This is a genomic window from Haladaptatus halobius (assembly GCF_020618475.1).
Taxonomy (GTDB): Archaea; Halobacteriota; Halobacteria; order Halobacteriales; family Haladaptataceae; genus Haladaptatus; species Haladaptatus halobius.
Genome location: NZ_CP085335.1, coordinates 841,192 through 853,468, shown reverse-complemented (window position 1 = coordinate 853,468; position 12,277 = coordinate 841,192). Strand labels below are relative to the sequence as shown.

The window sequence follows — 12,277 nt, the reverse complement described above, 5'->3', positions numbered from 1 at the left end:
ATGGCACGCGAGACGGAATCGTTCGAACCGGACGCGGAGCGCGTGGCGATCCTCCGCGAGATCGCCGACGACGTTCGCGGTGACAGCAGCGAGAGCAAGCAGGTCGCGGCGATGCTCTACCGAGTGAGCGATCTGTTCGACCCCGACGAGAATACGTCTCCGAAAGATATCTACATCAACATGCGCGAAATACTTCGGACGAAAGACGCCGGTGGAAAAGGAGAATAAAGAAATCGTTCGTCCTCAGCGCAATCGTTGGGCGAGCACTGCAACACCGAACAGGACGAGTATCGGATACGCGATTGGAATTTCACCGATTTTGTGACTGCCGCTGAGTTTCTCGCCGAAGGTTCGGGAGTATAAGTCGTATTCTTTTTCGGTGGTGGAATTATCCTCCTGGTATATGCGTCACTATACGGAGAAGATGTGTCCCTAATTACAGGAACGGTTGTCAAATTGGCGGTTCCTGACACTATTTTGTTATCGTAATAGTGTTCGCAAATAGCATTGCTGATGCTAAGATGTGATTATACGAAGGGAAAATCTAAAGATAAAGATCATATCTATATTCGATCACTTCTCTCAATTCTCCCACTTGTTGATGCGTACCTTTTTATTGCAATTCTACACCATTTGAAAAATAAGATGGAGAAAACTCGGTGGATTCCAATAGGAAGACGCATATCGAATTTTGGGTTGTCTTTGTGTTGGCTTGGTGGAGTTGCTGTCGGTCTATTTTCTATTAACAATGTGGTGGAAAATGTATTGGAAGTTGAAATCGTCAACATCCCCTTTGATAATGTTAATTTTTATCCTCTATTCCTGATTGGAGCAGTTATTCTGGCGTTCACTGGAAAGGTTATCACGGGCCAATTACAAGGGATGAACGAAGGAACAACACCAATCATACCAGGGAAGGAGTCACTTACCACAGGTTTTTTGAATTTGTGTTTGGAATGCTCCTCTTCGCTACCTTAGGAATTCTCCTTGACCAAAGTAACTTCTGGAAGTTTCTCTATTTTATTGCTTTGGCAACCTTTATCGTCGGGATATTAACAGCTGCGGTTGGGTGGACATTTAGTGGAGCTCTAAATTTAGGCTGGATAATCATTGAAATCCTTCATGAAAGTTCTTTGAATAGTGAAAATTCTATTTTAGATGAGAATAAAGTTTAGATGGTAATTACTCTAACATAGTAACCCAAATCCCGAGATAAGGGGGTAGGACAGAGGGTGTTCATTGAGCTATAAACCATCATTAAGAAACGAGACATTTCCATCTTCGAAAACCGCGAAATCAACCGTTAGACCCCATCTATCACGATAAACCCTTGCTAATCTATGGCAAAGGCTTTACCACCTTGCGCTACTACCGTAATACACTAGGCCGGGGAGGCCAGGAGTTACAATTATGACGGATGAAGAACTAATTTGGCGAGTCGCAGGGGGTTCCGGGGACGGAATCGACTCGACGAGCCAGAACTTCGCAAAAGCCCTGATGCGATCGGGGTTGAACGTATTCACGCATCGACACTATCCGTCGCGCATTCGCGGCGGCCACACCTACGTGGAGATTCGCGCGGCCGATCACGAAGTGAAATCACGGGGAGACAACTACAACTTCCTCCTCGCACTCGGTGACAGCTTCGCGCGGAACCCACAGGAAGAAGCCTACTACGGCAACGAAGAGATCAAACCGCTAACGGAGAACTTGGACGAGCTACGAGAAGGCGGCGTAATCATCTACGACGCTGGACTGCTCGACACAGACGACATTCCGAACTTCGAGGAGCGCGTCGAGGAGAACAACTGGCACGTCTTCGACTTGGATCTTCGCGGACTCGCCAAGGAGCACGGCCGGGAAGTCATGCGGAACACCGCAGGGGTCGGGGCGACCTGTGCCATCATCGGCCTCGACCTCGACGTCGTCGAAGAGCTGATGAGCGAGGCGATGCCGGAGAAGATCCTCGAACCGAACCTCGAGATCCTCCGGGAAGCCTACGAGGACGTTTCGGAGAACTACGACACGGACGTCGGCGTGACGGTTTCCCAGAGCGAACACGACGAAGAGCCGGTGCTCATCTCCGGTAGTCACGGAATCGCGTACGGCGCAATCGACGAAGGATGCCGATTCATCTCGGGGTATCCGATGACGCCGTGGACCGACGTGTTCACGATCATGACCCAACACCTCCCCGACCTTGGAGGTATCTCCGAGCAGGTCGAGGACGAGATCGCCGCTGCGTGTCTCGCCGTCGGTGCAAGCCACGCGGGCGCGAAGGCGATAAGCGGGTCGTCCGGCGGCGGGTTCGCGCTCATGTCCGAACCGCTCGGTCTCGCGGAGATCACCGAGACGCCGCTCGTGCTCGTCGAGTCGATGCGCGCAGGACCCTCGACGGGGATGCCGACGAAACCCGAGCAGGGTGACTTAGAACACGTACTTTACACGAGTCAAGGCGACTCGAACCGTGTCGTCTTCGCGCCGGGTGACGCGCGCGAGTCGTACATCCAGACGCGTAAGGCGTTCGAAATCGCCTACGAGTACCAGATTCCGTCCATCATCCTCTACGATCAGAAGCTCTCCGGCGGGCACGAGACGGTTCCCGAGTCGGTGTTCGACCGCGAGCCGAACCCGGACATCGGAAGCGTCGTGACCGAAGAGGATATCGAAGCGGGCGAACGTCTCGCGGGACGGTTCAAGCGTTACCGCTACGACGGCGAAGACGGCGTCAGCCCGCGCTCCCTGCCGGGACAGAAGGGCGGCAACTTCCTCGCGTCCGGAAACGAGCACAACGAGGCAGGGCACATCAGCGAGGACGCGAACAACCGCGTCACACAGATGAACCGCCGGATGTCGAAACTCGACGCCATCCGCGAGGAACTCGACGCGATGGACGAGTCACACCAGACCGTCTACGGCCCCGACAACGCCGACTACGCCATCCTCAACTTCGGCAGCACGAAGGGTGCCGTCGAGGAAGCGGTGGACGTACTGAACGAGGACGACCACTCGGTCAAGGCGATGAACGTCAGCGACATGGTTCCGTTCCCGAAAGACGAGGTCAGCGAGTTCCTCGAAGACGTGGACGAGGCGCTGGTCGTCGAGATGAACGCCACGGCGCAGTTCCGCAGACACATTCAGGGCCAGACGGGACGCTTCGGCGAGAAGATGTTCAGCCTGCTGAAGTACGACGGCAATCCATTCGAACCCGCCGAGATCGTCGACGGCTTCGAGGTGAGACTAGACGAGAACGCCGAGACCGACTACAACACGCACATCGAATCCGCAACGGGTGACTAAAATGAGTGTATTCAACGCAATCGGAGAAGAACGAGAGATCGATTCGAACGAGTTCACGCCGAGTCTCGAACCGCAGGCGACGTGGTGTCCGGGCTGTGGTGACTTCGGCGTCCTGAAGGCACTGAAGCAGGCGATGCCCGAGGTCGGTCGAACGCCGGACGAGACGCTACTCGTCACAGGGATCGGCTGTTCCGGGAAGCTGTCGAGCTACTTCCAGAGCTACGGCTTCCACTCCATCCACGGACGCGCCCTGCCAGTCGCGCGCGCGGCCAAACTCGCCAATCCGGACATCGAAGTCATCGCCGCGGGCGGTGACGGCGACGGGTACGGTATCGGCGGGAACCACTTCATGCACACCGCCCGCGAGAACCACGACATGACCTATATCGTCTTCGACAACGAGATCTTCGGGCTGACGAAGGGCCAGACGTCCCCGACCAGCCCAAAGGGTCACAAGTCGAAGACCCAGCCACACGGTAGCGCGAAGAGCCCGATTCGGCCACTGTCGCTCGCGCTCACCTCGGGTGCGTCGTACGTCGCCCGAACGGCGGCGGTCAACCCGAATCAGGCGAAGCAGATCCTCGCCGAGGCGATGGAACACAACGGGTTCGCGCACATCGACTTCCTCACGCAGTGCCCGACGTGGAACAAGGACGCGAAGCAATACGTCCCGTACATCGACGTGCAGGACAGCGACGACTACGACTTCGACGTGAACGACCGACGCGAGGCGGCCGAGATGATGTACGAGGCCGAGGACGAACTCTACGAGGGGACGGTGCTCACCGGCCGCTTCTACATCGACGACGACCGCCCGTCCTACCAGCAGGAGAAACAAGCCACGGGTGACATGCCGGAGACGCCGCTGGCGGAGCGGTACTTCGACGACGAGTACGAGTGGGAACGGAGCTACGACATCCTCGACCGCCACAAGTAATCTCGTTTCGCTTCCGTCCGAGGTTCGTACAAGCTTTTCGCGGTCCACAATGTGTTTTCCACTTCGCAAGGTATTTTTTCCTGTACGGGAAACAACCCACTAACATGAGCACGGAATCGACCGAAGACCGTATCCTTCGTGTTTTGGAGCACGACGCGCAGGCGTCGTACTCGGAGATCGCAGACCGCGCAGGGGTTTCAAAGCCGACCGTTCGGAAGTACATCGACAAGCTCGAAGACGAGGGCGTCATCGTCGGCTACTCGGCGGAAGTAGACCCGAAGAAGCTCTCCAGTCAGAGCATCGCGCTCGTCGGCATCGATGTGGAAAGCGAACGCTACGTGGAGGCGACGCGGGCGCTCAAGGAGCTCGACGACATCGAGACGCTGTACACGTGCAGCGGCGACCACATGCTGATGGCGGAGGTTCGCGCGCCGAACGGCGACGCGGTCGGGGGTGTGATAAGCGACCAGATTCTCGTCATCGACGGCGTCTCCGCGGCCCATCCGTCGTTCCTCCAAGAGCGTCTCAAGTGATCCGTATCGACCGCACGCCTCGTTCCATCGCCTCGGCCTTCGTTATCGATTCCAGTTCGGTCAGCGACGACGGCGGCTCGGGGTCGTCCGACGAGTTGAGGCCCCCCGACGAGTTGCTGTTGGTTGGCGAGTCGGGGTCGCTGGAGCGCAGTCGTCGGTGCCACCAACCGACGTCGCGCCACGCCCCGTTTTTGTACCCGACGCTCCGGTAGACGCCCACCTCCTCGAAGCCGAGCGACTCGTGGAGACCGACGCTCGCCGGATTGGGAAGCGCGATTCCCGCGTAGGCGTTGTAGAATCCCTGTCGCCAGAGGAGAGCGAACAACGATTCGTATAAGCCTCGCCCGACGCCCGAGCGACGGTGCTCACCGTGGACGTACACCGACACGTCCACAGACCACTGATAGGCGTCCCGCGTGCGGTGGGCGGACGCATAGGCGTACCCCAGAATCTCGTCGCCGCTTTCGCAGACCAGCCACGGGTACGTCGGAAGCGTCGTCAGGATTCGCTCCGCCATCTCCCCGTCATCCGGCGGGTCGGTTTCGAACGAAACGACCGTCTCGCGGACGAGGGGCGCGTAGATGGCCGCGATCTGCGGCGCGTCGTCCGCCTCGGCGAGTCGAACGGAGACCATCCCTTCGACGTGCGCGTCGAACCGGGATAAATCGTCGTCCCGGCTACCGCGCATAAGAAACTTTACGTCGGCGACGAAAGTCCCGACGATGGCTACCTACCAGCGCGAGGTCTGGGTGGACGCACCGTTCGAGGACGTGTGGCGGTTCTACTCGGCCACTGACGGGCTGGAGGCGCTCACCCCCGAATGGATGCACCTCCGCGTCGAAGGGATTCGGGGGCCGGACGGCGACCCGGAACAGGTCGTGCTGGAGACGGGCACGGAGATTCGCCTGTCGCTCCAACCCCTCGGCGTCGGTCCGCGACAGCGATGGACGTCCAAAATCACCCGCCGCGAAGAGCGCGACGGATCCGCCCTGTTTCAAGACGAGATGAGGGACGGTCCGTTTCCGGAATGGCGACACACCCACCAGTTCCACGACGGCGACGGACGAACGCTGGTGCGCGACAGGGTAGAGTATCGGTTCCCGGCACTCGGGACGGCGGGGAGTCCGCTCGCAAAGGTCGGGTTCGAACCAATGTTTCGCTACCGCCACCGAAAGACGAAGGAGTTGCTGGAGCGATGAGTTTTATAGACGCGTCAATGCTACGTGACGTCGTATGTCAGACGTAGCCGTCATCGGCGGCGGTCCCGCCGGACTGAGCGCCGCACTGTTCACCGCGAAAAACGACCTCGATACGGTCGTCTTCGACACGGACGACACGGCGATGCACGCCGCGTGGCTCTACAACTACCTTGGCATCGAGAGCATCGCCGGCGACGAGTTCATGGAGGTCGCTCGCAAGCAAGTGGACGACCACAGCGCGGAGCGAAAGCAAGGGGGGGAAGTAACCGCCGTCGAACGGGCGGACGACGGCTTCACCGTCACCACCGATTCCGACGAGTACGACGCCAAGTACGTCGTCTTCACCACCGGACGCTCGCGCGACATGGCCGAGGCGCTCGGCTGTGAACTGGCCGACGACGGCACCGTCGAAATCGATATGGACAACGCGACGACGGTCGAGAACGCCTACGCCGCCGGGTGGACGGCGCGCGCGGACAAGATTCAGGCCGCCATCTCGGTCGGTGGCGGTGCAGCCGCGGGGCTGGACATCCTGAGCGCGGAGAAGGGTCGCGCGTTCCACGACTTCAATACGCCGGACGACGCAGAGTAACTACTCGTACTCGCCGTACTCGCCGTAGTCGCCGCCGAACTTCATGAAGAAGTACGCCAGTCCGAGGGTGAACACCAGTGCGCCCGAGGTGGCGATGCCGAGCGTCTTGGCGCTGGACGGAACCGCCGGTTTCGACGAGCCACCGCCACTGCTTCCGACGGTTATCGAACCGGTCATACCGGCGGACTTGTGCGGCTGGCAGAAGTACTCGTACGTACCGGGCGTGTCGAACGTGTGCGAGTAGGTGTGACCCGAATCGTACGTCTTGTTCGGTGCGCCTTTCGACCCCTGCCAACTCGACCCTTCAGGTTGGCTCTCGGGGACGACGTTGTGGGTGTTCGACTCCCAGACCCACTTCACCGTCGTCCCTGGCGGAATCGACAGTTCGGACGGTTCGAACGTCAGATTTCCACCGGGGCCGACCTTCACCGTCTTCGTTCCGCCGCCACCGCCGCCGGAGCCACCCTCCTGCGCCGCCGCCGTTCCAGCCGCACCGGCGGCCGCTGCACCCGCAGAGCCGAGGATAAACCCGCGTCGAGTAATCGATTCGTCCGCTTCCCCATCTGTCATGGGAGAGGCTTGGCACCGACGGGTACTGAATACTTTGGTTTCACCACGACCTTTTTCTGCGGTCGGGAGCCGAGACGCGGACCGCACGATACGCGTCTTGACCTGCTTCTCTGGTAAAAGGCCGATCGAAAGCACCGGAAGACCTCAGCGGAAATCGTCGATTTATGATTGGCGCACTAGAGCATCGCTCTCGTGAACGTTCCTGCTGGCTCGAGAAGTGGGAAGCTCTCCCCTGCTCTCGTTCTTCCTTCGTCGCTCGCGAGAACTCGCTCACGAAGACCGTCCTCACTCCTACCGTCGCTCCCTCGGAAGAACTTCGCTCTTCCTCGCTCCGTCGGCGGATCGTCGGCCCAGAAGATCTCCGATTTTCCGGAGAGTGAGCTAGCACCTTGGCGGTTGTGTCACCTGCCTATCGCTCGAAACGACTCGTTTCACTCGCCGTTTCGTCGCTGGCGTAACCGAGTCGAAGTTCCAGCGTCTTGTCGTACCTACCGGTCTCGGTTCCGAAAAATGCGGTACGAGGAGTCGAACATCCGGAGTACGAACTTCCCACTACGTAGGATAAACTTACAACTTGTTTCTAGTTGTTTCGGAACGTTTTTGCCGGATACTCACACATGAAACGACATGGCCGACAAGGAAGCAGAATTCCGGCAGCAGTTCCGCGATGCGTTCAAAGGTGCAGACTACCCAGTCAGCAACCCGATGGATCTCGTTCCGGCGCTCCCGAACGGTCCCGGCACGCGCTTCGAAGCCGGCGACACGAGCTTCACCGCGATGGAGCTGTCGACGAAGATGAACGACTCGCAGGACTTCCCCTACGAGGACGTTGACACGCTCGTCGATGACCTCATCGAGGGGATGAAGCAGAAGGACATGCTGTAATCACTCTTCGTCAGCGTCCGTCTCCTCGTCGGGAAGCGCGACGAGCAACACTTCCCACACGTCCTGTTGCTCGTTGAAGTAGCTGTTCAACACCCTATCGTTTTCGCCGATCGGAATCGGTTGCTGCGGATGGGAGATCTCGAGCCACGTCAACGTCGGCTCCGTGATCTCCATCTCGGCGATATCCGCTATTTCCTCGGTTTCGGCCCCGTACTCCCCCATCCGCGCGTCTTGACGTTCCATCGTAACACCCCGTACCGGATACCACAGCCCGGCACATAACTGTGCTGGCGACTACCGTTCCACGTCCGGGTTCTCGGGGACGGCGGCGCGCTGGCGGGCGTATCGGGGATGTTCGCCGTCGTACACGTGGTCGAAGATGGCGTCGGCGTCGTACCCGTCGTGCGCTTCGGCGGCCTCGACCGCCTCGGCCACGCGGTCGGTCGCTTCTTCGCGGAGCGCCCGTTCGTCCTCGTCGGTCCACTCGTGCTCCGATTCGAGGTACTCGCGGGTGCGTTCGAGCGGATCTTTCTCGGCCCATGACTCGACCTCCGCTTCGTCGCGGTACTTCGAGGGATCGTCGGTCGTGGTGTGAGCGCCCCGTCGGTAGGTGACGGCTTCGATGAGTAACGTTTTACCACCTTTCGCGCGCGCGAGGGCGTCGCGCACCGCGCTGTAGACGGCGAACACGTCGTTTCCGTCCACGCGGACGCCTTCGAAGCCGTACGCCTGCGCTTTCTGCGCGATGGTGGCGCTGGCCGTCTGGCGCTCCCTGGGCACCGATATCGCCCACTGGTTGTTCTGGCAGAAGAAAACCGTCGGCGTCTCGAACACGCCCGCGAAGTTCATCGCCTCGTGGAAGTCGCCTTCGCTGGTCGCGCCGTCGCCGAAACTCGCCAGCACGGTGCAGTCGTCGTCCTTGTATTTGGCTCCCATGCCGACGCCGACCGCGTGGGGAAGTTGTGTGGCGATGGGAATCGTCGGCGGGAACGTCCGAAGTCCGTCGGCGTCCTCGCGGTCGACGTAGTTCCCCGCTCCGGAGAGGTTCAAAAGGATATCCCGCATGGCGTGCCCGCGAGTGAGATACATCGCGTGGTCGCGGTACGTCGGGAAACAGTAGTCGTCCGGCGAGAGCGCGTACGCCGCCCCGACCTGCGCCGCTTCCTGTCCTTGCAGCGGTGCGTAGGTTCCGATACGCCCCTGTCGGTGGAGCGAGACTGCTTTCCGGTCGAACGTGCGCGCGAGCACTTGCAACCGGTACATGTTCTCCACGTCCGTCGCCGAGAGGTTCACGTCCCTTTCGACACTTCCGTCGAGTCCAACTACGCGCGCCATATCAGGTGCTTGTGAAGCCATATTTGAGTGAAACTCCGACCGTCTATCGGTGAAACAACCCCATTCATTATAAAGCATCGCTACACTAACGAAACCGCCGAGAGTTTGAAGATAGTTTAAATACGCGGGTTACGAACTGCCGATTTTGGGGATAAACAGACGGAGAGAACCGACGAATCGTCGGGATATTACGGTTCGAAACGCTTAGGCGACCCCCCGCGAGATGTGGAAGCGTATGTCACGATGGATCGGCCGGACGTTCACGAGCAATGCGGGATGGAATCTCCTCGAAACGGTAGTGGATATCGGCGATCGGATGGCCGGAAGCGACGGCGAACGACGCGGTGCGGAAGCGACCCGCGACGCCCTCGAATCGGTCGGGGCGCGGAACACTCGACTGGAAGAATTCGACGTTCAGGGATGGACACGCGGCGATAGCGCGATTCGAGCGGGCGGCACGACGCAAGACTGCATCGCCTTGCCCCGCAGTCCCACCGACGGCGCGAAGGGCGAGTTCGTCGACCTCGGCTACGGTCTTCCGTCAGACTTCGAGCACAACGATGTCGAGGGGAAGGTCGTCATGGTCGCCTCGAACGTCCCGGATCACTACGATCGCTTCATCCACCGCCGAGAGAAGTACTACTACGCGGTCGAAGGCGGAGCGGCGGCCTTCGTCTTCCGCAACCACGTCGAAGGCTGTCTCCCGCCGACCGGGAGCGTCGGCACCGAAGACGACCCGATCGGCGACGTTCCCGCCGTCGGCGTGAGCAAAGAAGTCGGGGCGCGCCTCGCTCGGCGGTGGGAGGGTGAGGACGTGACGGTCGAAGTCGACGCCGAGATACACGACGCGACCAGCCAGAACGTCCACGCGGAACTCGGGCCGGACACCGACGAACGGGTGCTCATCACCAGCCACGTGGACGCCCACGACATCGCCGAAGGAGCGATGGACAACGGTGCCGGAACGGCGATGGTCGTCGAGTTGGCCCGCGCCCTCGCCGAGCGCGAAGACGAACTCGATACGCGCGTCCACTTCGTCGCCTTCGGCGCCGAGGAGGTCGGCCTCGACGGGTCGAACTACATGGCGAGCGTCACCGACCACGACAGCATCAAGGCAATCGTGAACAACGACGGCGTCGTTCGCGGGCGTACGCTATCGTTTTTCACCCACGGTTTCGAGGAGTTGGACGAGGCGGCCCACGACGTTGCGGAGAAGTTCGACCATCCCATCACCACGATTCCGGAACAGGGGCCGCACAGCGACCACTGGCCCTTCGTCCAGTGGGGCGTTCCGGGCTACCACGTCATGAGCGAGACGGGCGACGAAGGGCGTGGCTGGGGTCACACTTTCGCCGACACGCTAGACAAGATCGAAGTCCGCGACCTCCGCGAGCAGGCCATCTTGCTCACCGACCTTACGGTGACCCTCGCAAGCGACGAATTCGAGGTCGCGCATAAAGACCCCGAGGAGATCGCTGCCGCACTAGAAGCCGAAGACCAAGCGGCAGGGATGAAGGTGATCGGCGACTGGCCCTACGACGAGTAGCGCGGTATCCTTTTCAGGACGGGACGAGACTGTTCGGGTGATGAGAAGCGAGCGAGCACATGGGGGAAGACGATGCGGATAGGGGTCGTGACGGGGGGTGACGCGCGCCTCGTCCGTCGAATCGACGAGGCGATAGACGACGGCGTCGAGCGAGCGGTGGACGACGACCCGCGCACCGTTCTCGACGCGAACCCGTCGGTCGTTGTCGCACCCGGCGAATCGGCGGTCACCGGCCTCATCCGCGCCGGAGTGTCGATTCCGATTCTTCCGGTCGGTGCGGGGTCGGGGCTGGAGAGCGTTCCAGAATCCCAAGTCGAACTGGCCGTCGAGGAACTCCTCGCGGAGGAGTGGACGACGAGAAACCGACCGCTCCTCTCGGCGTCGGTCGGCGGCGAACGCGTCGCCGACGCGCTGTTCGACGCGACGCTGGTGACGAGCAAACCGGCACGAATCTCCGAGTACAGCGTTCACGCGGACGGCGAGTTCGTCGACCAGTTCCGGGCAGACGCAGTCGTCGTCGCAACGCCTACCGGCAGTCGGGGGTACGCGCGGGACGCCGGCGGCCCGGTCGTTCAGTTGGGGACGGAGGTCGTCTCTGTCGTCCCCGTCGCGCCGTTCGCCATCCACGTCGACGACTGGGTGCTCCGCGGCCCGGTCACGCTCGCCGTCGAACGCGATGAGGACGCGGTGGTGCTCCTCGCGGACGACCGCGAAGTGTGTCCGGTGGAGCCGCACGAACCGGTGGAGATCGCGTTCGACGGGACAGTCGAACTGACGTCCGTGGACGCGAGTCAGAGTTTCTTCGCGTAGCAGTCTGGCGAGCGAATTGGAAAGAATATAATACACTGTCCGACTGAGTTTCGGACATGCAACTCCTATCGCTGCTCGGGCCGGTCGACGTGATCGAACCGTTCGTGGAGTACGTCGTCCTCGCGCTCGTGTTGCTCAACATGGGAACGCGATGGCTCGCGTACCGGAACTACTCGAAGCAGGCGACGGACGACGACCGCGAGACGCTCGACCGGTGGATTCCGCACGAACTGTCGAACGTCCTGCTCGTGCTCGGTTCGTTCTACTTCCTGACGACCCACCACCACGCCGGAATCGTCCTCTCGTCACTCGTGCTCGGGCTGTTCATCACCGACTTCTTCGAGGTCGAGGCCCGTTCCGTCGAGATGCGTCGCGGCGTCCCGCTGGACAAGCCGAAAGGAGCACTCGCGGCGTCCTTCGTCGTGTTCCTGTACGTGGCGTACCTCAGTCTGTTCACTTTCATCAAACCGTTCTGGAGCGCCGTGGTCTGAACCGGTTCTCGTCTTCGCTTCTCCGTTTCTCTAAACCGTCAGTCTGTAGCTGATTTTTAACAAAACAGGACGGCGTGGC

16 protein-coding genes are annotated in these 12,277 nt (G+C 60.4%); 12 read left to right on the top strand and 4 right to left on the bottom strand.

All coding sequences use genetic code 11. From position 1 onward, the window contains the following. The 5 genes from LIW51_RS04830 to lrpA1 all read left to right on the top strand — a co-directional run bounded on the left by LIW51_RS04830 (position 1) and on the right by lrpA1 (position 4,770). Positions 1–228: a DUF7976 family protein gene (locus tag LIW51_RS04830; RefSeq protein ID WP_227376089.1), complete on the top strand. Its 228-nt coding sequence runs from the start codon at positions 1–3 to the stop codon at positions 226–228. A gap of 417 nt (positions 229–645) precedes the next feature. After that, positions 646–978, top strand: a complete 333-nt coding sequence (locus LIW51_RS04825; protein ID WP_227376088.1) for a hypothetical protein — start codon at positions 646–648, stop codon at positions 976–978. Between the two features lie 432 nt (positions 979–1,410). After that, positions 1,411–3,300, top strand: a complete 1,890-nt coding sequence (locus tag LIW51_RS04820; protein ID WP_227376087.1) for a 2-oxoacid:acceptor oxidoreductase subunit alpha — start codon at positions 1,411–1,413, stop codon at positions 3,298–3,300. Between the two features lies 1 nt (position 3,301). Beyond that, positions 3,302–4,237 carry a thiamine pyrophosphate-dependent enzyme gene (locus LIW51_RS04815; RefSeq protein WP_227376086.1) on the top strand — a complete coding sequence of 312 codons (936 nt, stop codon included), beginning with the start codon at positions 3,302–3,304 and terminating at the stop codon, positions 4,235–4,237. 104 nt (positions 4,238–4,341) lie between these two features. Continuing rightward, positions 4,342–4,770, top strand: a complete 429-nt coding sequence (lrpA1, locus tag LIW51_RS04810) for an HTH-type transcriptional regulator LrpA1 (protein WP_227376085.1) — start codon at positions 4,342–4,344, stop codon at positions 4,768–4,770. Here the strand turns inward: lrpA1 and LIW51_RS04805 are convergent. Continuing rightward, positions 4,763–5,458: an arsinothricin resistance N-acetyltransferase ArsN1 family B gene (locus LIW51_RS04805; RefSeq protein WP_227376084.1), complete on the bottom strand. Its 696-nt coding sequence runs from the start codon at positions 5,456–5,458 to the stop codon at positions 4,763–4,765. The two genes, lrpA1 and LIW51_RS04805, sit on opposite strands and share 8 nt — an antisense overlap. Positions 5,459–5,492: 34 nt before the next feature. On the opposite strand from LIW51_RS04805, the gene LIW51_RS04800 reads away from it, so the two are divergent. Both LIW51_RS04800 and LIW51_RS04795 read left to right on the top strand, forming a co-directional pair. Next, positions 5,493–5,969 (top strand): SRPBCC family protein, encoded by a 477-nt coding sequence (locus tag LIW51_RS04800; RefSeq protein ID WP_227376083.1) that lies wholly within the window; start codon positions 5,493–5,495, stop codon positions 5,967–5,969. A 34-nt stretch (positions 5,970–6,003) separates the two neighbouring features. Further along, a complete protein-coding gene (locus tag LIW51_RS04795) occupies positions 6,004–6,561 on the top strand; it encodes an NAD(P)/FAD-dependent oxidoreductase (protein ID WP_227376082.1) in 558 nt (185 codons plus the stop codon). On the opposite strand, the gene LIW51_RS04790 is transcribed toward LIW51_RS04795, so the two are convergent. Next, positions 6,562–7,131: a plastocyanin/azurin family copper-binding protein gene (locus LIW51_RS04790; RefSeq protein ID WP_227376081.1), complete on the bottom strand. Its 570-nt coding sequence runs from the start codon at positions 7,129–7,131 to the stop codon at positions 6,562–6,564. It lies immediately after the preceding gene. Between the two features lie 164 nt (positions 7,132–7,295). Between LIW51_RS04790 and LIW51_RS04785 the strand changes: the two genes are divergently transcribed. Beyond that, positions 7,296–7,511: a hypothetical protein gene (locus tag LIW51_RS04785; RefSeq protein WP_227376080.1), complete on the top strand. Its 216-nt coding sequence runs from the start codon at positions 7,296–7,298 to the stop codon at positions 7,509–7,511. Between the two features lie 247 nt (positions 7,512–7,758). Then, on the top strand, positions 7,759–8,016 hold the full coding sequence (locus LIW51_RS04780; RefSeq protein ID WP_227376079.1) for an MTH865 family protein: 258 nt from the start codon (positions 7,759–7,761) through the stop codon (positions 8,014–8,016). Here the strand turns inward: LIW51_RS04780 and LIW51_RS04775 are convergent, their stop codons facing one another. Together LIW51_RS04775 and pdhA are read right to left on the bottom strand one after the other, a co-directional pair. After that, positions 8,017–8,259 (bottom strand): hypothetical protein, encoded by a 243-nt coding sequence (locus LIW51_RS04775; protein ID WP_227376078.1) that lies wholly within the window; start codon positions 8,257–8,259, stop codon positions 8,017–8,019. 51 nt (positions 8,260–8,310) lie between these two features. Further along, entirely contained in the window at positions 8,311–9,351 is a 1,041-nt protein-coding gene (gene pdhA, locus LIW51_RS04770; RefSeq protein WP_227376077.1) for a pyruvate dehydrogenase (acetyl-transferring) E1 component subunit alpha, read from the bottom strand. A 235-nt stretch (positions 9,352–9,586) separates the two neighbouring features. Between pdhA and LIW51_RS04765 the strand changes: the two genes are divergently transcribed. The 3 genes from LIW51_RS04765 to LIW51_RS04755 all read left to right on the top strand — a co-directional run bounded on the left by LIW51_RS04765 (position 9,587) and on the right by LIW51_RS04755 (position 12,198). Beyond that, positions 9,587–10,897, top strand: a complete 1,311-nt coding sequence (locus LIW51_RS04765) for a M20/M25/M40 family metallo-hydrolase (protein ID WP_227376076.1) — start codon at positions 9,587–9,589, stop codon at positions 10,895–10,897. Positions 10,898–10,984: 87 nt separating this feature from the next. Further along, positions 10,985–11,707: an NAD(+)/NADH kinase gene (locus LIW51_RS04760; protein WP_227376075.1), complete on the top strand. Its 723-nt coding sequence runs from the start codon at positions 10,985–10,987 to the stop codon at positions 11,705–11,707. 56 nt (positions 11,708–11,763) lie between these two features. Then, complete coding sequence (locus LIW51_RS04755) at positions 11,764–12,198, top strand: DUF7313 family protein (protein WP_227376074.1); 435 nt, start codon at positions 11,764–11,766, stop codon at positions 12,196–12,198. Positions 12,199–12,277: the final 79 nt, after the last annotated feature.

Coding starts and splice junctions, on each gene's coding strand:
- LIW51_RS04830 (WP_227376089.1), top strand. CDS start 1: ATGGCACGCGAGACGGAATCGTTCGAACCGGACGCGGAGCGCGTGGCG.
- LIW51_RS04825 (WP_227376088.1), top strand. CDS start 646: ATGGAGAAAACTCGGTGGATTCCAATAGGAAGACGCATATCGAATTTT.
- LIW51_RS04820 (WP_227376087.1), top strand. CDS start 1,411: ATGACGGATGAAGAACTAATTTGGCGAGTCGCAGGGGGTTCCGGGGAC.
- LIW51_RS04815 (WP_227376086.1), top strand. CDS start 3,302: ATGAGTGTATTCAACGCAATCGGAGAAGAACGAGAGATCGATTCGAAC.
- lrpA1 (WP_227376085.1), top strand. CDS start 4,342: ATGAGCACGGAATCGACCGAAGACCGTATCCTTCGTGTTTTGGAGCAC.
- LIW51_RS04805 (WP_227376084.1), bottom strand. CDS start 5,458: ATGCGCGGTAGCCGGGACGACGATTTATCCCGGTTCGACGCGCACGTC.
- LIW51_RS04800 (WP_227376083.1), top strand. CDS start 5,493: ATGGCTACCTACCAGCGCGAGGTCTGGGTGGACGCACCGTTCGAGGAC.
- LIW51_RS04795 (WP_227376082.1), top strand. CDS start 6,004: ATGTCAGACGTAGCCGTCATCGGCGGCGGTCCCGCCGGACTGAGCGCC.
- LIW51_RS04790 (WP_227376081.1), bottom strand. CDS start 7,131: ATGACAGATGGGGAAGCGGACGAATCGATTACTCGACGCGGGTTTATC.
- LIW51_RS04785 (WP_227376080.1), top strand. CDS start 7,296: ATGATTGGCGCACTAGAGCATCGCTCTCGTGAACGTTCCTGCTGGCTC.
- LIW51_RS04780 (WP_227376079.1), top strand. CDS start 7,759: ATGGCCGACAAGGAAGCAGAATTCCGGCAGCAGTTCCGCGATGCGTTC.
- LIW51_RS04775 (WP_227376078.1), bottom strand. CDS start 8,259: ATGGAACGTCAAGACGCGCGGATGGGGGAGTACGGGGCCGAAACCGAG.
- pdhA (WP_227376077.1), bottom strand. CDS start 9,351: ATGGCGCGCGTAGTTGGACTCGACGGAAGTGTCGAAAGGGACGTGAAC.
- LIW51_RS04765 (WP_227376076.1), top strand. CDS start 9,587: ATGTCACGATGGATCGGCCGGACGTTCACGAGCAATGCGGGATGGAAT.
- LIW51_RS04755 (WP_227376074.1), top strand. CDS start 11,764: ATGCAACTCCTATCGCTGCTCGGGCCGGTCGACGTGATCGAACCGTTC.